Annotated in this window: 18 protein-coding genes; 13 read left to right on the plus strand and 5 right to left on the minus strand. The window is 39.2% G+C overall.

What is annotated here, in order from left to right; genetic code table 11:
* Positions 1-26 precede the first annotated feature (26 nt).
* Positions 27-2,030, minus strand: coding sequence for a GspE/PulE family protein (locus H6G57_RS01735; protein WP_190515509.1), 2,004 nt, complete (start codon positions 2,028-2,030; stop codon positions 27-29).
* A gap of 506 nt (positions 2,031-2,536) precedes the next feature.
* Between H6G57_RS01735 and grpE the strand changes: the two genes are divergently transcribed.
* The 5 genes from grpE (at position 2,537) to rsgA (ending at position 8,439) form a co-directional block, all read left to right on the plus strand.
* Positions 2,537-3,283 carry a nucleotide exchange factor GrpE gene (gene grpE, locus H6G57_RS01740; protein ID WP_190515511.1) on the plus strand — a complete coding sequence of 249 codons (747 nt, stop codon included), beginning with the start codon at positions 2,537-2,539 and terminating at the stop codon, positions 3,281-3,283.
* Positions 3,284-3,434: 151 nt separating this feature from the next.
* Complete coding sequence (dnaK, locus tag H6G57_RS01745) at positions 3,435-5,489, plus strand: molecular chaperone DnaK (protein WP_190515512.1); 2,055 nt, start codon at positions 3,435-3,437, stop codon at positions 5,487-5,489.
* Between the two features lie 316 nt (positions 5,490-5,805).
* The gene (dnaJ, locus tag H6G57_RS01750) at positions 5,806-6,936 is read left to right on the plus strand and encodes a molecular chaperone DnaJ (protein ID WP_190515514.1); all 1,131 of its coding nucleotides are present in this window, start codon (positions 5,806-5,808) and stop codon (positions 6,934-6,936) included.
* Between the two features lie 97 nt (positions 6,937-7,033).
* Positions 7,034-7,291, plus strand: a complete 258-nt coding sequence (locus H6G57_RS01755; protein WP_190515516.1) for a sulfurtransferase TusA family protein — start codon at positions 7,034-7,036, stop codon at positions 7,289-7,291.
* A gap of 5 nt (positions 7,292-7,296) precedes the next feature.
* Positions 7,297-8,439: a small ribosomal subunit biogenesis GTPase RsgA gene (rsgA, locus tag H6G57_RS01760; RefSeq protein ID WP_375539500.1), complete on the plus strand. Its 1,143-nt coding sequence runs from the start codon at positions 7,297-7,299 to the stop codon at positions 8,437-8,439.
* A 91-nt stretch (positions 8,440-8,530) separates the two neighbouring features.
* Here rsgA and H6G57_RS01765 read toward each other — a convergent pair whose 3' ends face one another.
* Positions 8,531-9,925 (minus strand): NB-ARC domain-containing protein, encoded by a 1,395-nt coding sequence (locus H6G57_RS01765; RefSeq protein ID WP_190515519.1) that lies wholly within the window; start codon positions 9,923-9,925, stop codon positions 8,531-8,533.
* A gap of 164 nt (positions 9,926-10,089) precedes the next feature.
* On the opposite strand from H6G57_RS01765, the gene H6G57_RS01770 reads away from it, so the two are divergent.
* The 4 genes from H6G57_RS01770 (at position 10,090) to H6G57_RS01785 (ending at position 12,593) form a co-directional block, all read left to right on the plus strand.
* On the plus strand, positions 10,090-10,329 hold the full coding sequence (locus tag H6G57_RS01770) for a hypothetical protein (RefSeq protein WP_190515521.1): 240 nt from the start codon (positions 10,090-10,092) through the stop codon (positions 10,327-10,329).
* Between the two features lie 236 nt (positions 10,330-10,565).
* On the plus strand, positions 10,566-11,633 hold the full coding sequence (locus H6G57_RS01775) for a hypothetical protein (RefSeq protein ID WP_190515522.1): 1,068 nt from the start codon (positions 10,566-10,568) through the stop codon (positions 11,631-11,633).
* A gap of 36 nt (positions 11,634-11,669) precedes the next feature.
* A complete protein-coding gene (locus H6G57_RS01780) occupies positions 11,670-11,852 on the plus strand; it encodes a hypothetical protein (RefSeq protein WP_190515524.1) in 183 nt (60 codons plus the stop codon).
* A gap of 570 nt (positions 11,853-12,422) precedes the next feature.
* Complete coding sequence (locus tag H6G57_RS01785; RefSeq protein ID WP_190515526.1) at positions 12,423-12,593, plus strand: hypothetical protein; 171 nt, start codon at positions 12,423-12,425, stop codon at positions 12,591-12,593.
* On the opposite strand, the gene H6G57_RS01790 is transcribed toward H6G57_RS01785, so the two are convergent.
* From H6G57_RS01790 to H6G57_RS01800, 3 genes are all read right to left on the minus strand, one after another.
* The gene (locus H6G57_RS01790) at positions 12,590-13,540 is read right to left on the minus strand and encodes a nucleotidyl transferase AbiEii/AbiGii toxin family protein (RefSeq protein WP_190515528.1); all 951 of its coding nucleotides are present in this window, start codon (positions 13,538-13,540) and stop codon (positions 12,590-12,592) included. The two genes, H6G57_RS01785 and H6G57_RS01790, sit on opposite strands and share 4 nt — an antisense overlap.
* An 8-nt stretch (positions 13,541-13,548) precedes the next feature.
* A complete protein-coding gene (locus tag H6G57_RS01795) occupies positions 13,549-14,118 on the minus strand; it encodes a Uma2 family endonuclease (RefSeq protein ID WP_190515530.1) in 570 nt (189 codons plus the stop codon).
* A 61-nt stretch (positions 14,119-14,179) separates the two neighbouring features.
* On the minus strand, positions 14,180-14,662 hold the full coding sequence (locus tag H6G57_RS01800) for a cupin domain-containing protein (protein WP_190515531.1): 483 nt from the start codon (positions 14,660-14,662) through the stop codon (positions 14,180-14,182).
* 181 nt (positions 14,663-14,843) lie between these two features.
* Between H6G57_RS01800 and leuC the strand changes: the two genes are divergently transcribed.
* The 4 genes from leuC (at position 14,844) to H6G57_RS01820 (ending at position 20,888) form a co-directional block, all read left to right on the plus strand.
* A complete protein-coding gene (gene leuC / locus H6G57_RS01805) occupies positions 14,844-16,247 on the plus strand; it encodes a 3-isopropylmalate dehydratase large subunit (RefSeq protein WP_190515533.1) in 1,404 nt (467 codons plus the stop codon).
* Between the two features lie 62 nt (positions 16,248-16,309).
* Positions 16,310-16,903 carry a 3-isopropylmalate dehydratase small subunit gene (gene leuD / locus H6G57_RS01810; RefSeq protein WP_190515535.1) on the plus strand — a complete coding sequence of 198 codons (594 nt, stop codon included), beginning with the start codon at positions 16,310-16,312 and terminating at the stop codon, positions 16,901-16,903.
* A 131-nt stretch (positions 16,904-17,034) separates the two neighbouring features.
* The gene (locus tag H6G57_RS01815) at positions 17,035-18,069 is read left to right on the plus strand and encodes a BMP family protein (protein ID WP_190515536.1); all 1,035 of its coding nucleotides are present in this window, start codon (positions 17,035-17,037) and stop codon (positions 18,067-18,069) included.
* Positions 18,070-18,101: 32 nt separating this feature from the next.
* Positions 18,102-20,888, plus strand: a complete 2,787-nt coding sequence (locus tag H6G57_RS01820; protein ID WP_190515544.1) for a PAS domain S-box protein — start codon at positions 18,102-18,104, stop codon at positions 20,886-20,888.
* Positions 20,889-20,897 lie beyond the last annotated feature (9 nt).

Below are 20,897 nucleotides of genomic sequence, written 5' to 3' on the forward strand. Positions count from 1 at the left end.
TGATAATGCGGATACTTGATAACTGATTAGCTGATAAAGCGGGGTGTCATACAATAGGGACAGTCTAACCATTCCGGTTTTAATTCGGCTACGCAACTCTTACAGGTTAAGCCTTGTTTGCGTTTGGCTTTGAGTTCGGCTTCTAAACCAGAATCTGTAAATGTTACCCGTTCCACCTCCTCAAAGGTAGTGTACCCTTCACGAACTAATTGCAAACTATAAGCTAATAAGGTTTTCATCCCTTCTTCAACGGCGGCTTCTTTAATTTGTTCAGTAGGAGCGCCTTTGGTAATCAGGGTTTGCATTCGTTCGGTGACTTTCAGGAATTCATAGACCCCCACCCGACCTTTGTAGCCCAGCCCACTACATTTTTTACACAATTGACCCATATCAGCTAAATGCTTCCGTTCTTCAACGGCAATGGTATTGGCTTTATAAAAAGTAATATTGACTTCTTGAGAAGCCGATAACCCATAACGACCTAACTCTTCAGGAGCGGGGGTATAAGGAAGCCGACACTCCCCACAAACGCGCCGCATCAGCCGTTGGGCCAGAATCCCTAATAAGGCGGCGGACACCATGAACGGTTCTACTCCCATTTCATCTAAACGAGCGATCGCACCCGCCGCGTCGTTAGTGTGTAAAGTAGTTAACACTAAGTGTCCGGTTAAAGCCGCTTCAATAGCAGTTTTTGCTGTTTCTAAATCCCGTGTTTCTCCCACTAACAAAACATCCGGGTCTTGTCGTAAAAATGCCCGTAAAATATTAGCAAAGGTTAAATTTTTCTCCCGAATTACCTGACATTGGGTAATCCCCGGTAAAGCATATTCAATCGGATCTTCTGCGGTACTAATATTAATCCCCGGATCATTTTTTTCTGCTAAAACCGAATACAGAGAGGTGGATTTTCCTGACCCCGTTGGCCCTGTAACTAATATCAAACCAAAAGGACGAGATGCGGTTTCCCGAACTAAGGCTAAGGTTTCTTGATCCGTAATTAATTTATCTAACCCTAATTGGGTTGAAGAACTATCCAAAATCCGTAATACAATTTTTTCCCCGTAGCGACTGGGGAGACTATTCACCCGGAAGTCTACCGTCCGTCCTCGGAATTTACGGCGAATCCGACCATCTTGGGCTTGACGACGTTCGGCGATATCCATTTCTGCGAGAATTTTAAACCGGGAAGTAATCGCCGGAATTACTTTTTTAGGAAATTTATAATATTCCTGTAACACCCCATCTTTCCGCATCCGAATTCGCATTTCATGTTCCTGGGGTTCAACGTGAATATCAGATACCCCCTCCGAGAGGGCTTTGGCTAAAATCACGTTGACAGCCTTAATAACCGGGGCGGTTTCCGCTTGTTCGATTTCCTCCGACAAATCCATCCCACCAGATTCATCGCCCACTTCTTCGAGGTCGGTGGTTTCAAAATCTCCGGCGGTAAACTCTAATTTCTCTTGTTCCCGTTTAGCGGCTTCGGCGGCTTTGCGTTTAACGTCTTCGTTACTATAGGTGGAAATAATTTGATCATAATCTTCCTGAGTAATCACCCGCCGTTGGAGTTTCAACTGCTTGGGTCGCAAAATTTGATTTCTTAACTCCTCCAACGCATTCAGGTTGTCGGGGTCAACCATGGCAATCAACACCGAAGTCGGATCACTTTCAGGTTTGCGTAAAGGGATGAAGCGATGGCGTTTACAGGTTTCTAAACTCGTATCAAGCGTATGCAGCATTTGTTCGAGTTCTTCATTCGACATCGGTTCAATTTCAGGATCATACGCTTCGACCCCGTGAATGATTCTCAGTTCAAATAGCTGTTGTTTTTTATACTGACGGGCTAAGTCGGGAGGCAGGGCGCGACCCGTCATCGATTCCAAAACTTCTGTCAGGGGTTGACCTGAACGACTGGTTTTGAGGGCTTGCTGAAGTTGCTCTGGATTAATATAGCCGGATTGAATTAATTTGTTGCCAAAGGGAGTGGTACTTTGAACAACTAGGGCGCGTCTTTGGGATGTGTTCGTCATAGCTTAAAATTAAGGTCTATGTCATTGTATTAATGCGTTGATGTCACGTTGACATCTACTCCCGCTAACCTTGACAGGTGTTGCGGGAGATTCCCAAACCTTACGATGAATTGGTACCTATCATTCAGGACAAGTCCATTCTCGGATATTTAAGGGCAATTTTTCTAAAATATGACTGCATTTTCCACAGATTTTAAGGGAATAGATTTCCCTCTGATGTGTCAATTTTAACCCAACCTTCTCGTTCTCAATTCCGATCCGCTTCTAAGAGAAGTTCAGGGGGCTGATTGCTCTCCTCCTGTACCTATCCTTGACTTAAGCCATCCCATCTTCTAAACCCCCTACCCAGCATTTTAAGGCTCCATCTTGATCATAACGGTTTACCTCACCTGATGATGTATTTTAAGATATGATTTTGATTAAAATTTTTAAAGTAAGGAAATGTCGTCAGCACCTCGTACTCTCACGCTGATTTTCCGTGATTAACAAGGACAAACAGTACCATTATGATGCCTAATTCAACGGCTAATACTCCTGATGAACTAACGGGTCAATCCTATTCAACCTCTGAGTCGGACGCACTGAACTCCGATAATTTGGAGACTCAAGCTACAACAGCGACAGAATCAAGTTCCTATCCAGAGGTTCCGACGGACGAATCTGTAACCGAAGATTCCTCTGAAAAAACCTTTGGCCAGGAAATCGAGTCAACGGGGGAAGGACTTCATGCTGAAGTCATAGCTTTAGCGGAAGCCAATGCAGCCCTCAAAGCACAATTAGAAGATGTTAGTGGTCAATATCGACGTTTGGCGGCAGATTTTGAGAACTTCCGCAAACGCACTCAAAAGGAAAAAGAAGAGTTAGAAATCACTATCAAAGGTTCAACGCTGAAGCCATTACTCCCGGTTGTGGATAATTTTGACCGCGCTAGATCCCAAATTAAACCCCAAACTGATTCAGAAATGAATATCCACAAGAGTTACCAAGGGGTTTATAAATTAATGGTGGATTGTCTCAAACAACTGGGGGTATCTGTGATGCGTCCAGAAGGGCAGCCTTTTGATCCCAATTTACATGAAGCGGTGATGCGCGAAGCAACGGATGCCTATCCTGAAGGAACTGTGATTGAAGATTTAATGCACGGTTATCAGTTAGGAGAAAAGGTCTTACGCCATGCGATGGTGAAAGTAGCAACGGCTCCTGAACCAGATTCTACAGAATCTACCGCCGAGGAAACTCCATCTGAAGCATAAAGTGTTGCTCAGGGACAAGGAACCAGCCATAGGAGGGAACTCTAAATCTATCACCAGAAGCCATCTGGATCAAAGCGATTTTATCCCGTAAGAATCTGGAAAAATTGCTGATTTCAGGATCAGTATTGCAAACATTCATCGCCGAGGAGCTATGGGAAAAGTCATTGGCATCGATTTAGGGACAACGAACAGTTGTGTTGCCGTGTTAGAAGGCGGTAAACCGATCGTAATCGCTAATTCTGAAGGAGGACGAACCACTCCGAGTATTATCGGATTTGGTAAATATGGCGATCGCTTAGTGGGCCAACTGGGCAAGCGACAAGCGGTTACGAATGCTGAAAATACGGTTTACAGTATTAAGCGGTTTATCGGACGTCGCTGGGAAGATACCGAAGAAGAACGCTCACGGGTTCCCTATACTTGTGTCAAAGGCAAGGACAACACCGTTAATGTCCAAATTCGCAACCAAGTCTACACCCCCCAAGAAATCTCGGCGATGGTGTTGCAAAAGCTCAAAGAAGATGCAGAAGCTTATTTAGGAGCAACGGTCACTCAAGCGGTGATTACGGTTCCAGCTTATTTTACCGATGCTCAACGACAGGCGACCAAGGATGCGGGAACCATTGCGGGTTTAGATGTTTTACGGATTATCAATGAACCCACGGCAGCAGCTTTATCCTATGGCTTAGATAAACAAGATCAAGATCAGAAAATTCTGGTCTTTGACTTGGGTGGAGGTACTTTTGATGTCTCAATTCTACAACTGGGAGATGGGATTTTTGAAGTCAAATCAACGGCGGGAAATAACCATCTGGGCGGAGATGATTTTGATAACTGTCTGGTACAGTGGATGATCCAAAAATTCAAAACCCAGGAAGGCATCAACCTCTTAACGGAAAAAATGGCATTACAACGGTTACGAGAAGCCGCCGAAAAAGCCAAAATCGAGTTATCCAGTCGCAACACTACCTCGATTAATTTGCCCTTTATTACCGCCGATGATTCGGGGCCAAAACATTTAGAACTGGAATTGAGTCGCACCGAATTTGAGGGTTTAGTTAAACCGTTGGTAGACAGTACCATTGAACCCGTCATCCAAGCGTTGAAAGATGCCAGTTTACAGCCTAATCAGGTGAATCGCATTATTTTAGTCGGGGGATCTACGCGAATTCCGGCGGTTCAACAAGCTATTAGTGAATATTTTGGAGGAAGAACCCCAGACCGTTCTGTTAACCCCGATGAAGCCGTTGCTTTAGGGGCTGCCATTCAAGCGGGAGTGTTAGCAGGAGAAGTCAAAGATTTATTGTTATTAGATATTACTCCTTTATCTCTAGGATTAGAAACCTTGGGAGGAGTTTTTACTAAAATTATTGAACGCAATACAACAATCCCCACGAGCCGTTCTCAAATGTTTTCCACCGCCGTTGATGGACAAACCTCTGTGGAAATTCACGTTCTCCAAGGAGAACGGGCAATGGCGAAGGATAATAAAAGTTTAGGAAAATTCCTCCTGAATGGAATTCCGTCGGCTAAACGGGGAGTTCCTCAAATTGAAGTGGCGTTTGATCTCGATGCCAATGGAATTCTAAAAGTTTTAGCGGAAGATAAAGGGACGGGACGAGAACAAGGGATTGAAATTAGTAATACCGGAGGATTGACGGAAGCAGAAATTGAACGAATGCGTCAAGAAGCAGAAATTTACGCTGAAGAGGACGAAAAACGTCGGTTAGTGGTAGAACTTAAAAATCAGTCCGAAACTTTGTTTGCTAATTGTAAACAAACCCTCAAAGGCAATGCTGATCAGATTAGTAATGCCCTCAAAGAACGAGTTCGCAAAGAAGCTGCGGCTTTAAAACAAGCGGTTGCTAATCCCAATATTTCCCATGAGGATATGAAAAAACAGTTAGAATCCTTCCAAGAAATGTTGTATGCTTTGGCTTCAGAGATTTATGAACAAGCAGGTCAGAATTCGTCTTCCGCTTCATCTGTTGCTTCGGAGTCTTCAGAATTTGAGGCTTCTGTACAAGCGGTAGAAGATAAACTAGAGGAAACACAGGAAGACGAAGATGAAGATGAAGAAGAGGCAAAACCTACCAGTAGTGAATTATTATTCTTGAACAACAGCATGATTGAGACTTCCTCTGGAATAGACACCTTCAGTGATCCTCCTGATCCTGGTAATCCGTTTACCAATACCCTGAATTGAAAGGTTTGTCCTACAGAGGAAGGCTTTTGAGGATTTATGATAGAATTGAAAAGTCTCAAATGTAGGATTAAACCAGTGATCAGTTATCGGTAAACAGTAATCAATGGAAGAGTGAGTCGTAAATCGTCATATAGCACTACGCAAAAAGGTAGGGAAATTTCTAAATCCTGAAAGCCTTTCACAACTTACTGTTCCCTGTTCCCGCTTTGCGTAGCGCTATAGTTGTCAATTTTTAGCTAAAAACTAGAAACTGACTAGGGGTTACTGATTAAGCGTTAACAAAATTGTTGTTATTTATTTTTAGGCAAAATACTCTATGGCAGGCGATTATTATGAAATATTGGGTGTCTCCCGCGACGCAGATACAGAAGAACTTAAACGGGCTTATCGTCGCCTAGCTCGGAAATATCACCCGGATGTCAATAAAGAACCGGGTGCAGAAGAACGGTTTAAAGAAATTAGTCGCGCTTATGAAGTGTTAAAAGAACCGGAAATGCGGGCGCGATATGACCGTTTTGGAGAAGCGGGAGTAGGGGGTGGTGCTGGAGGTTTTGACCCCAACTTTACCGATCCGTTTACCGATATTTTTGAAAGCTTCTTCAGTGGGTTTGGCGGGGGTATGGGAGGTAATGCCCAAACTCGCAAGCGCACAGGCCCAGCCCGGGGAGATGACCTGCGTTTAGACCTGCGGTTAGAGTTCAAAGAAGCCATCTTTGGCGGCGAAAAAGAAATCCGCATTAAGCATTTAGAAACCTGTGAAACTTGTACCGGAAGCGGTGCTAAACCCGGAACTCGCCCCCAAACTTGTTCCACCTGTGGGGGGAGTGGTCAAGTGCGTCGAGCAACTCGTACTCCCTTTGGCAGTTTTACTCAAGTCTCCGTTTGTCCGAACTGTAATGGTACAGGACAAATGATTGAGGATAAATGTTCCACCTGTGGCGGTCGTGGGTTAAATGAAGTCACGAAAAAACTTAAAATTAATGTTCCCGCCGGGGTGGATAACGGTACTCGTCTGCGGGTTGCCTCCGAGGGGGATGCCGGGAAACGGGGAGGGCCCCCTGGGGATTTATATGTGTTTTTATCCGTCGCACCTGATCCGAAATTTAAACGGGATGGGATTAATATTCTGTCCGACGTGAAAATTAGCTACCTTCAGGCGATCCTCGGTTTTAACTTTGAGGTAGACACCGTTGATGGCCCGACTAAATTAACCATTCCCCCTGGGACTCAACCGGGAACGGTATTAACCCTAGAAAATAAAGGGGTTCCTCGTCTGGGAAATCCTGTGAGTCGGGGGGATCATTTAATTACGGTTCTCGTCGATATTCCCACGAAGTTGATTCCAGAAGAACGGGAACTTTTGGAACAGTTGGTTAAAATTCGGGGCGATCGCACGGGAAAGGGGGGACTTGAGGGATTTCTCGGTAATTTATTTCAACAAAAATAAAAAGTTGACCGTTGGCTGTTAGCTGCTTTGCACTGAGCCTGTCGAAGTGTTAACGGTCAACAGTCAGCAGAAAACAAACAATATATCCCTCTTTTTTATGACAGAAACAACTCACTTAAAACCAGATGCTCAATTGGATTTGCGGGGAACTCCTTGTCCCCTCAATTTTGTTCGCACGAAATTACGGTTAGAACAGATGCAGCCCGGTTCCCTGCTGGAAGTTTGGTTAGATGCGGGAGAACCCATTGAGCAAGTCCCTGATAGTTTAACCATGGCAGGGTACGATATTGAGCAAATCACAGATTGTTCGGACTTTTTCTCCCTGCAAATTCGTTGTCCTGTGACCGTTCAATGAGTTCAATGACAACCAATGAACCGTTGAATGTCTCAGAACTGATCGGAACAGTTGTCGCCGTTCAAGCGAATTTCTATCAGGTTCAACTGGAAACCCAAGCAACTTCACTTCCTGAAACTATCCTGTTATGTACCCGTCGTTCTCTGTTGAAAAAAATGGGTCAGCAGGTGATGGTGGGAGATCAAGTTGTGGTGGAAGAACCGGACTGGTTAGGAAAACGGGGGGCGATCACTCAAGTTTTTCCGCGCCGGACAGAACTGAGTCGTCCTCCTATTGCTAATGCTAATCAAATTTTATTAGTATTTGCGATCGCAGAACCAGAGCTAGAAGCAACGGCTTTAAGTCGGTTTTTAGTGAAGGCGGAATCAACGGGTTTAGAAGTGTGTTTGTGTTTAAATAAGTGCGATTTAGTCTCCTCAGAACAGTTGTTATATTGGCGCGATCGCTTATTAAATTGGGGATATCAGGCTTTATTTATAAGTGTGAGTAGCGGGTTAGAATATACGGTTAATTCTGATCATCAAATTATTCAAAAATCTCTATTTCAAATAGAAAATACGTTTTTAGAGAATACTTTACTTTATCAACTTCAAGATAAAACAACGGTGATTTCTGGCCCTTCTGGGGTGGGAAAATCCAGTTTAATTAATCAATTAATTCCCAGTATTAATTTACGGGTTGGTAGCGTGTCGGGGAAATTAGGACGGGGAAGACATACAACTCGTCACGTTGAATTATTCCAATTACCGACGGGTGGGTTATTAGCGGATACACCGGGATTTAATCAACCTGAATTAGAATGTAGCCCCGAAGAATTAACAGATTATTTTCCCGAAGCAAAACACCGTTTTCAGCAGGGAAAATGCCAGTTTAGTGATTGTTTACATCGAGATGAACCTAATTGTAGTGTTCGGGGGGACTGGGAACGTTATCCGATTTATTTGGATTTTTTAGAAGCTGCGATCGCCCATCAAGAAATGCTTCAACAACAAAAAGATGTAGAAGTCAATGTCAAATCTAAATCAAAATCAGGCGGTAAACAACAATTAGAACCGAAATTAGCTAGTAAAAAATATCGTCGTTCTTCCCGTCGTTTTCAACATCAGACGTTACAGGATTTATGCGAAGATTTTAGTGAAGAAGAGTAAGATTTTTTAACGTTAAATTTTAGATCAGAATTAACCCCAGATTTCTTTGATTTAGGGGTAGGAAAATTTCTACTAAAATAAAATCCCAACTTTAAAGCCTTTTAACATATTCTTTTAAGAGAGGATTCACAATAAAAAATGTCATGTTATCTTTTTCTTCTCTGGCTACTAAAAAACGCCTGATTAGAGATTGAATAGTATTTAATAAATCTGAATTTGATAGTTTGGTCTGAGTTGAAAGAGACTGTAAATTAAATATTTCTGGAGAATTGGAAAGTACAGTGATCAACATTTTTTCCTGTGGAGATAAACGTTGAAATTGTAGCTTAAGTTGATCTTGCAGGGAGTCGCATAAAATCGGCTCATCATAGTATAAAAACTCAGTTACTCTACTATTAAATAATTCTTGAATCAGAGTTGCTATCATTCTTAACCATAAAGGGTTGCCTTGATAAGTATTAATTAAGATATCCCATGTTTCAGGATTAGATAAATTTTTATCTCTGAAAATATCTTGAGCAGCTAGACCTAAACTTCCTAATATCAAAGTACGAACTGGAAGATTTTCAAATTCAATTTTTTCAATTTCTCTAGGTTTTTCCCAACTGTTTAAGATCACACAACTCTGATGGCAAACCTCGGCAATTTTTTTATAAAATAGTTGATAATTCTCATAACCAGATTGATAGTGACCTGCTAATTGTCCGTCACAAAACAGCATTTGAATATCATCTAGGATGATAAGACAGCGATATTGACGCAGATAATTGAACAGTTGAGAAAATTTTGTTTCTAACTTTAAAGGAATTTCTATTTTATCTTGCTTGCAGAATATTTCTAACAAGTTCGTTAAGGTTTCATCTAGGGTAGGAGCAAAACTAAGACTACGATAAATGATGTAATCAAAGTTACTTTTAATTTCATCTATCAAATGAAGGGAAAGGGTTGTTTTGCCAATTCCACTTAAACCTAAAAGGGTTATTAATTGAACTCCATCTTCTATCATCCATTTTTCAAGGGTAAAAAGTTCCTGAGTGCGATCGTAAAATTTTGTTATTTTTGGTGCATCGTTTAAATCGATATGCGGTTGGTTAAGAGTAGTTTGGGGATCATTTAGATTTGATTTATTTTGTTGTTGAGCTTTAGCTCTTTCTGATTCAGAACAAATATTAATATGATGAACTGTAACTGTCTCACCAACAATAGCTGATGAAATTTTATTCTTATAAATTCTTCCTTTCTCAAATATAGCTCTAAAATTAGATTTTTTAACAGTTTCTCCTAACTCTTCAGAGATCATTTTCCATAATTCTGAACCGACCCATTTAACATGACTTTCACTGGCATAATGATCTTCAGCAATTTCAGAGTATGTGCAGTTTTGTATAGTACCTCGCAGAATCGCTTGTTGGAGATGATCTAAGTGTTTTCCTGTCTTGGTAAAAATGAGATGATCTGCCAGTTCTAGGACTTCTTCAATATCCATAAGCCAAGAAGATGTTAAAGGTGATCACATTTTACCCTACTTTTAATACTATTCGTACTTTGCGTACTTTTGTAACTTTGTCAAAATTCCTACTTTTCAGACTGACATTGATTTGAGTTTGACCTATTCTTAAAATTAAAATTGAGTAAAGTAAAAATGAAAATATGGAAACTGTACCTGTAAAAATGTCGGATATTAGAATTCCTAAGAGAAGCGAACTTACTGAGGGTAAAATACGCTCATTAGAAAATTCTCCTGATTCGCTATCCAGTTTGCTTCATAGCAAAAGCGATCCTATTGCACTACACAAAGGAACACCACCTTACAAAGTTTATAGCGGGAGACATAGAGTTTATGTAGCTGCTCAACAGGGAATTAAGGTAATCCCAGTAGTTTTTACTTAATCAGTAACTGCCTTTTTTTGATGCAAATATTCAGATTTTTAGAAAAAGGCACTCTCAATAATCCCTGATTTCTAGGTAGAACCTAACAATACTAGATTCCACACTCCGCCTGCTATTTTTTAATCGGAAGCAGAGCCTCTTTTTTGCATTTATTAAGTCCTATTATCAAAATTTAAAATTTACAGCCGAATTTTTAGCGATTATATCCAAAAATAAAATAACCCTGTGATTTACTTATGTCTCAGTTAATTCAATGTGCTCGATGCGGAAAATTATTTGACAGTAGTTTAAGAAGTTGTTTTCACTGTGGTGAAACAAAATTTAGATATGTTAATTGTGAAAAATGTAAAACAGCAATCCCAGAGTTTGAAGCGCAGTATTGGCAAATCATTGACTATTCTTGTCACGCTACAAGCAGGGTACCTATCACTCTCTGTAAAGCTTGTAAACAGAAGGCTCCAGAAATTATAAGCGATCAAGATGTCATATTTAATTCCGTTCAATTTACTTGTCAAACTTGTAGATATAGTTTTACCAAGACTGCTAAATTTAGTAGTAAAGATACGTGGGATCATCGTGTCCATGCTCATATCAATTTAAACCCAAAGCTTGAAGATATGATTAGGTCAAAATCTGATCTAGAAGATATGATTAATTTACGACTAGGTTATGATGCTCCTTGGGAATTATCACCTGTTAGAAGTCATCGCTATCCTTTGCGTATCCAAGATACTGCCCAATGTCCTAAATGCGGTGGCCAAAGTGTTTCTACTTTGATGGATTATCCTTATGTTCGATGTAAATTTTGTGGAGGACTTACAGAAAGAAAAAATAGTTTTGTTAAATCTACTTATCTAACTAGAAAAATATTTAATGCAAGAAAAAGCCATAAAAATAGACGATATTATCCTGATTCTCCTGGCTTCGATGGTTATTCGTTAGTGGAAAATAACTTGTTAGATTATTATCATAAATTTTGTTATGATTTTTTTCCAGGAGAACCATTAGTATCATTTGGTGAAATCAAGTCTTTTATATCTGAATACTATTTTAACGAGTATTTGAGACAGAGTTTTTACTTTGCTATAAGGTGCATTTTATATTATTTCTTAACAGGTATGTTTTTGTTTTTAATAAAGTTTACTTATTTGTTTTTAATAGGTAGCGTTTTTTTAATAGGTAGTGCTTTAGCTTTTTTGGATTACACCCATTATTATAAAAAACGAGTAGAAGAATTAGAAAAATACAATAAATCGATTGACCCTCAAGACATATATTTTATAGTTTTATTATCAAGATTATAATAGCTTATAAGAAGTAAAATTAGAGTGGAATTTACCATGAACCAACAACACCCTATTTCTGATCGGACAACAAGAGAAAGACTATTAGCTAATTTACGCCGGACTCATTTAGAAATGGAACAGTTTAATTTAGAATTAGAAGAAATTAATGCTAAATTAGAAGCGGTTATTCGTGAAAAGCGGTTGTCGAGGTTGAATAACCTGTTAAATAATTCTTAATTTAAAGTTTGTTCTACTGTTAAAAATTCTCCCTGCTGATATTCTTGACCAGAGGCTTCAATATCAGCAATTAAGGTTTTGTCTTGAAGGAGTTCGGCGGTTTCTGTCCAGCTTTCTAATTCTTCTTGACTGATGAGGATAAAACTTTTATTATCCTGAACAATAACAACCCCTCCAGGTTCCGTACTGGCTTTTTCTAAAATTTAACTGAAGTTATTTTTAGCATATTCTCCTGTAACGTGATACATTATTTAACCTCTCTGTTGAATAAAAAAATAACGAACATTAGCCTTTAATAATATTATGGCATAATTTAACAAATAGGTAGGGTTAGTCAGATCACAATACTTGAATATTGCTTAGTGATATTGTTGATAATACCCCAAGATCTCGTAGGGGCGAGGCGCGCCTCGCCCCTACAGGGTTATAATTGAATCAGACAGGTTAAAATTTGAACAAGGGAATTAATAATGGTACAAATTAGTAACAAAACATTAAATTTAGAAGACTTTCTAAATTTACCCGAAACCAAACCCGCAGATTTTACATTGTTTAAATTCGGGTTGCCAGATGGGTTGGTTAATTGTTCCAGAGGAAAAGTCCGTTTTTATTTATCCTTCAGGACAACAACCTATATTTTTAGATGAACTCGATGCTGTCATTCCAGTTCCTGAATTTATCTCTAATTTAACTTTAACCTTAAGGGATATCTTCAGTTGGTTAAAGGTGAATCTGAGTTAAATAAACTCATCTTGATTTAAACATTCCCTAAACGTTCTTTCTGTGGGTTCTAACCCAAAATCAACCGCTAATAAATCTAAACCGTCAATAATCGCAACAGGGTTATTAATCCTCAGAGATTGAAAACATTTATCTCTATAATTGGGTTTTTGTTGAAAATTTGCGATCGCTTCTTTTAAAGGTTCAATTACCGGATAAGCTGCTTCTGATTTTGCGATCGCTTGAGGAGGAATAGAAGCATTTAATCTTAATACGGCTAAATCAATTAAATCCCGTGATTCTACTGAACTATCAATCCATCGGTCAGCATTGGCTAATAATTTTTCGGCAAAACAATCAATTAAATTTAAGCAAGGAACAGACGACCATTGAGGAAAATCCGGTGCTTCTAGTTCAATTCTTCCCTCCATAATAATTTCAAATTTGATTAAAGTTCCTTCTATTAATAAAGGAAATCTAATTCCATACTGATTGGCTTGGATTTCTTGGGGAAATGTGATATTATTTTGAGTATTAAATAAAGCATTATATTTATTTTGACCCAGAGATTGCCTTAATAATCGATAACCCGAACCTGTGGAACAGAGAAAATCAATATCTTTACTGAGGCGATATTCTCCATAGTTTAAACAGATGAATGTTCCCCCACCAAAATAAGCGTGACAGTCTTGTAAGAAATTAGGATTGAGTTGATGGAGAACAGTAATAATTTTTTGATGAAAATCTTGTGTAAACATTTGATTGAACAACCAAGAACCATACTGTTGAGCCAGTTGTTGAATAAATTCGGCTTCCGTTGGATTAATTTCCCCAAAAATATCTCGATAATGCCATCCCCGTTCATACCGTTTTAGCATTTCCAATGGCGTTAAATTTTCAATTCCTATTCTTTGCCAACATAAACGCTCTAAAAAGGGCAATTGTTCAGGAATAGAACGCTGATTCATGATTATTTTTAATTAAAAAATAGTTCAACTTGACAGCGAAATTCGGGTAAAAGCGGAGAGGATATTTCATCTGTTATTGATAAGGTTTCAGCTAAAGCTAACTGATGATTTTGACGACGATAAACTTGAACGTGCTGTTGATAGCGATCAACAATCCAATATTCCTGAACACCTTGAGTCGAATACAATTTTAACTTGGCTTGTTTATCTCGCCTTTCGTTTTCTTTTCCTGGAGATAATACTTCAACCACTAATTCAGGAGAACCTGTTAAATGTCCAGCACTATCTAATAAAGTCGCTAATTTTTCTCGACTGACCCAAACCACATCAGGAATAACATTATCAGATTCAGTATAAATAATTCCAGGTGTCATTGCAGGTTCTCCTAAATTTGTGCGACGTGACCAAGCATTTAATTCTGCATAGATATTACCGCAAATCCGTTGATGATTCCAATCTGGCGCTCTAGTCACAAATAATTCTCCCGCAATAATTTCATAACGTTTCCACTCATCATTTGACAACAACTCTAAATCGGCTGTCGTCCACTTCATTGATTCTGCCAGAGTTTGATTCATGATAAAATGAGGGTAGAGTTCAATGTTATTTTATCATATTTTATTAAAGTTTGAATAATTTTCAAGGATTAATTAAAATCGCTTTGGGTTTACCTTCTTCAAATAAAGAAGCGGATAATAAAATCACTGGGTTATCGGTTTCATTTTCACCATAATGTACCATTCCTCCCACTTCAACTAACGCATCCCCAACATTTAAACGGGTGGTTTGTCCGGCTTCTAACATTTCTTCTTTGCCATTAGAACGGGTAATTTTAGCTGAACCTTTAACAACCGTATAAGTCAAAGTTCCCGACTCTACCCGTTCAATTTGCATCCCCGGATGAATATGAACAGGTAACTTACTATTAGGAGGAATTGTATATTTAACTAATTCTAAGACGCGACCTTGTACTTCTGTGGGAGAACCACTGGCTAAGACTTCACGAGTCACTTTCTGAGTGTAAGCATTAGTCGGGGTTTGCAGTTGTTGGCTTCTAACGATCGCAACACTACTTAAAAATGTCAGCGCAACCAGGGGGAGAAGTTTGTGAAATTTGAGCATTTTGAGATAACGATAATAGAGGTTACAAACGGTGAATCTTGATCAGTGTATAAAAGTTATTATCAAAATTCGATTAAAAAAATCTGTTATTTTATCCTTTTTTAAGCATCGGTGTGCCATTAACTGCTAAAATAAATACCAGTATAAAGAGCGTTACAAACGCGGTTATTCTTGAGATTCTATGAGCGAAAGAACACTATTTGATAAAGTATGGGAGTTGCATACCGTTGGAACTCTTCCTTCAGGACAGACTCAACTCTTCATTGGTCTGCACCTGATCCATGAAGTCACCAGTCCCCAAGCGTTTGCGATGTTACGCGATCGCAATCTGAGTGTACTGTATCCTCAACGCACCGTCGCTACAGTTGATCATATCGTTCCCACCGATAATCAAGCCCGTCCATTTACGGATGTATTGGCGGAAGAAATGATACAGTCCTTAGAAAAAAGCTGCAAAGAACACAATATCCGCTTTTATAATATCGGGTCGGGAAATCAAGGCATTGTTCACGTCATCGCACCGGAACAGGGGTTAACTCAACCGGGGATGACCATTGCCTGTGGTGACTCTCACACCTCGACTCATGGGGCATTTGGGGCGATCGCCTTTGGCATCGGCACATCTCAAGTGCGGGACGTTCTGGCTTCTCAAACCCTGGCGTTAGGGAAATTGAAAGTGCGCCGGATTGAAGTTAATGGAGAACTACCTTCGGGGGTTTATGCCAAGGATGTTGTGCTGCATATTATCCGTACATTAGGGGTGAAAGGCGGTGTGGGGTATGCCTATGAATTCGCTGGCAGCACCCTTGAGCAGATGTCCATGGAAGAACGGATGACGATCTGTAATATGGCGATTGAAGGCGGTGCCCGATGTGGCTATGTTAACCCGGATCAGGTCACTTACGACTATTTGCAGGGTCGAGATTTTGTTCCTAAAGGGCAGGACTGGGAAAAGGCCGTTGCTTGGTGGAATAGTATCCGTAGTGACACGGATGCAGTTTATGATGATGTGGTAAAATTTGATGCTGCGGATATTGCCCCGACCCTGACCTGGGGCATTACCCCAGGACAGGGAATGGCCGTTAACGAGTTGATTCCTGATTTAGAGCAGATTCCAGAAAGCGATCGGGATGTGGCCCAAGAAGCCTATCAATATATGGAATTTGCCCCTGGAACCCCCATCAAAGGGACAAAAGTTGACGTCTGTTTTATTGGCAGTTGTACCAATGGCCGCCTCAGTGACCTACGGGAAGCCGCGAAATTTGCCCAAGGTCGGAAAGTTGCCAATGGGGTGAAAGCCTTTGTGGTTCCCGGTTCTGAACGGGTGAAGCAACAAGCGGAAGCGGAAGGACTCGATAAAATCTTTGAAGCCGCAGGGTTTGAATGGCGCGAGGCGGGGTGTTCGATGTGTTTGGCCATGAACCCCGATAAATTACAGGGAAATCAAGTCAGTGCATCCTCTTCTAACCGTAATTTTAAAGGCCGTCAGGGTTCGGCTAACGGACGGACATTGTTGATGAGTCCGGCGATGGTGGTGGCGGCAGCAGTTAACGGGGTGGTTACGGATGTACGCGAGTTGTTGTAACAGCTTTACCCTTTGGGTAAGAAGTGGGGCTAATTCTTAACACAAATTATGGAACATTAACCATGAGCAAAATTCAAAGTCTTTCAGGAACAGGAATTCCTTTAGTGGGGAGTGATATTGATACAGATCGCATTATTCCCGCTCGGTTTTTACGGTGTGTTACCTTTGATGGATTAGGGGAACAAGTCTTTGCTGATGACCGCCAACAAATGCAAGGTAAACATCCCTTTGATTTACCCGAATATCAAGGAGCCAATGTATTAGTTGTTAATGCTAATTTTGGTTGTGGTTCTTCACGGGAACACGCGCCTCAAGCGATCGCAAAATGGGGAATTCAAGCGATTATTGGTGAAAGTTTTGCGGAAATTTTCTTCGGTAATTGTGTAGCTATTGGGATTCCTTGTGTAACGGCAGAACCGGAGGCGGTCAAAGCATTTCAAGAAGCATTAAAAGCCAATCCCCAAGCAACTGTAACGGTTGATTTAGAGGCAATGAAAGCTTATTGTGGAGATTTAACGATTGATGTGCAAATGAATGCAGGTTCTCGTCAATCGTTTGTAACAGGACTGTGGGATAGTTGCGGACAATTAATTGCTAATGTTGATCAAATCCGAGCAACAGCTACAAAATTACCTTATCTGCATTGGGCAAGTTAAAGCTTGAAAATAGCAAGGAGGCGTTGATCAAGCTTCCTTGCTATTTTTATTTAAAAAAAATATACGGGTGCAATTATAATTTTAAGCCAATAGAATTCACTAGAAAAATTCAGTTTAACTTCAGGAATAGTATGCTCCAGACCCCCAAATTTTTAACAAACATCTTACTAGGAATCATCACTTTAGCGATTATTGTTAGTTGTCGCTCCTTTAATCAAGAAGAATTAACATCTCCTCCCTCAGATTCCCATAGTCAATTTAAAGTCGCTGGTATTTTTACTGGTTCTATTAATGATGGCAGTTGGAGTCAAGCGAATTATGAAGGATTAAAATTAATTGAAAAACAATATAATGCTGAAATTAGTTACACAGACAATGTATCAGAAACGGACAGTGAAACCTTGATTCGTCGCTATGCTGAACAGGGATATGATTTAATTATTGGTCATGGAGGTGGTTATATTCAAGTGATGGAAAAAGTCGCTCAAGATTTTCCAGAGACAAAATTCGCTTTAGTCACCACCTATCCAGGGAATAATAAAAACTTAGGTGCTGTTGCTTTTCGTTCTGGGGAAGTTGGTTATCTGACGGGAGCATTATCCGCGATGAAAACCAAAACAAATAAAGTAGGTTATATGGTGGGAGATGATTACCCTGTTTATCGAGAAGAAGAAGCATTATTTAGACGAGGTGCAACCGAAACTAAACCCAATATAGAAGTTTATACTGAGTTCTTAAAAACTTGGACAAATGCAGAGAAAGGCAAAAAAGTTGTTGAAGATTGGTTAGAAAAAAACGTTGATATTGTTGCCATTAATGCCGATGAAGCTGGAATTCCAGGTTTAAAATTAGCGAGTGAGAAACCCGGCGTTTATGGCATTGGTTGGACAAAAGATCAATATAATTTAGTTCCCGGTAAAATTTTAACCAGTGTTTTACAAAATATTCCTGAATTAGTCTTAAAAATTGCAACATTAGTTCAGCAAGGACGCTGGGAAGGCAAACAATATAAATATGGGTTACGCGAACAAATCTATGATTTTGCACCCTTTAGAGGCACATTAACGGCGGAAGAAGAGGCGAAATTTAATCAGGTTAAAGAACAAGTAGTAACTGGAAAAATTGATATTACCCCTTCAGAGCTAACAACAGATTACAATAAATAAAAATCGATCAGTTCCCTGTTATTGGACGAATCATGACTCAAGCGGAGAAATATCATCTTTTATCTAGGCTTCGGGGTTCTCTTTCGTCTCGCAACCCTCGATTTTCTTCCCTTGCCAAACAACTCCGTAGTAGTTTACTCTTTGTGGGATTACTGAGTGTTTTAACCAGTGGCGGATTGTTAACTTATCTCAGTTATCAGGCTCAGATGAAACAGTTACAAGCACTCCAAAAAGAGCGATCGCAAGTGATTGCCTATCAAATTAATAACTATTTAGATGATTTACAGCGAAAATTAAGTTATTTAGCACGGGTTAAAGGATTAACAAATTTACCTACAAATGTTCAAAAAAACCTCATAGAAGGATTAGTTCGCCATAATGAAGCTTATCACCTTGTTGCGATTTTAAATCGTCAAGGAGAGGTGAGTACATCACTGGTTTCGGATGATCAAAGTTTTAGAAATAATTACACAGATTCCCCCTTATTTATTCGCTCATTTAAACAACAAGAAGATTATGTAGGAACTATTGAGTTTGATCTTCATGATCGTAAATATAAAATGATCATGTCTGTTCCCATTCGCAATAATTTAGATCAAATTGATGGCGTTTTATTTGCTGAAATCGATTTAAGTTTTCTCAGCTTTGTTTTATCACAGACTCAAGTGGGAAAGACAGGATATGTTTATATTGTAGATGAACGAAATCAAGTTTTTTTTACTCCCAAAAATAAACCTAAAAATTTTCAAGTACAAAATTTAAGAAATTCTAAAATTATTGATTCAATTCAAAAAGCTTTAGATAATCAAAAACTAACTCTTAATCGTTATTTGGGATTAAAGAATGTAGAAGTTTTAGGGGCGACATCAGTAATTCCTAGTGTTAATTGGTTTTTAGTTGTTGAACTTCCAATTACAGAAGCTTATTCTCCCATGTTTCAGATGATTTTTGCTATGGGAGGAACAATTATTTTAATTACAGGTTTTGCCATTGGTATGGGTATATTTCACAGTCGGCAAATTATTTTACTCTTAAAAAAATTAACTAAAGCTGCATTACAAATTAGTCAAGGAAATTTGAAAACTCAAGTTGAGGTGCAGTGTTCTAATGAATTAGGGGTATTAGCCACAAGCTTTAATCAAATGACGACTCAAATCGATGAGTTATTTGCAGCCATTGAAAAGGAACGAAATTTTATTGCCGCAATTTTAGATATTGCAGGCGCGTTAGTGGTTTTACTAGATGCTAAAGGTCGAATTGTCCGCTTTAACCGAGCCTTTGAACAAACAACCAAATACACGTTTGATGAAATTAGAAATCGCTATGTTTGGGAAGTCTTTTTAGACCCTGATGAAGCCCCAAAATTCAAAGCAAATTTTACTTTTTTACTCATTGATCAATTTCCTAAATATTACGAAGCTTGTTGGATAACAAAACATGGAGAACAACGAATTATTAGTTGGTCAGATACTATTTTACTTAATGAAGCTAAAGAAATTGACTATATTGTTAGCGTGGGTGTCGATGTAACAGAACAGCGAAATGCAGAACAAGCGTTGCGGAATAGCGAAAAACGGTATGCAACATTAGCTGAAGTTTCTCCGGTGGGAATTTTCCATACAGACAATGAAGGAAACTGTCTTTATGTCAATCAACAATGGACTGAAATTGCAGGATTAACCGCAGAAGAAGCGATGGGAAAAGGTTGGTCACGGGCTATTTATTCCGAAGATAGAATCGAAGTGTTTCAAGACTGGGAAAACTGTGCTAAAAATCAAGTGCAATTTGGAACTGAATACCGCATACAACGTCCTGATGGTAAAATTACTTGGGTTTATGGTCAAGCGGCTGCTGAGATAAATTCTGATGGAGAAATTATTGGTTATGTGGGAACAATTACAGATATTACGGATCGCAAGCAAGCAGAAGAAGCGATACAAAAAGCTAAAGAAGAAGCTGAAATTGCATTAACTAATTTTCGCCAAGCTCAAAGTCAATTAATTCAAGCTGAAAAAATGTCCAGTTTAGGTCAACTGGTAGCGGGGGTTGCTCATGAAATTAATAATCCGGTTAACTTTATTTATGGTAACTTAACCCATGCTCAAGAATACACAGATACACTATTGAGTTTGATTAAACTTTACCAAGATCATTATCCTAATCCTTCCCCAGAAATTATTGATTTTTCTGAAGAATGGGATATTAATTTTTTAATTGAAGATATACATAATATTCTAAAATCTATGAAAATGGGGGCTAACCGAATCCGAGAAATTGTTCTTTCACTTCGTAATTTTTCTCGGTTAGATGAAGCTGAAATGAAAGCGGTTGATATCCATGAAGGTATTGATAATACTTTGTTGATTTTGCATAATCGCTTAAAAGATAACTCTCAACGTCAAGCCATTCAAGTGATTAAAAAATATGGTCGTATTCCTTTAGTGGAATGTTATGCAGGACAATTAAATCAAGTGTTTATGAATTTAATTTCTAATGCGATTGATGCTTTAGAAAGTAGTAGTCATTCCTTTACCCAACAACAGCAAAATCCTCATCAAATTACAATTCAAACGGAACTGTTTGATCCGCAATGGATTAGAATCAAAATTGCTGATAATGGTATAGGAATGCCAGAAACTGTTAAATCTAACTTATTTAATCCTTTCTTTACAACAAAACCAGTTGGAAAAGGAACCGGGTTAGGATTATCGATTAGTTATCAAATTATTGTAGAAAGACACAAAGGTTCAATTCAATGTCATTCTGAACTCGGTCAAGGAACAGAATTTATCATTGAAATTCCCCTACATCAACCTTAAAGTAGTAAG

This window comes from Planktothrix sp. FACHB-1365 (genome assembly GCF_014697575.1).
Classification (GTDB): Bacteria; Cyanobacteriota; Cyanobacteriia; order Cyanobacteriales; family Microcoleaceae; genus Planktothrix.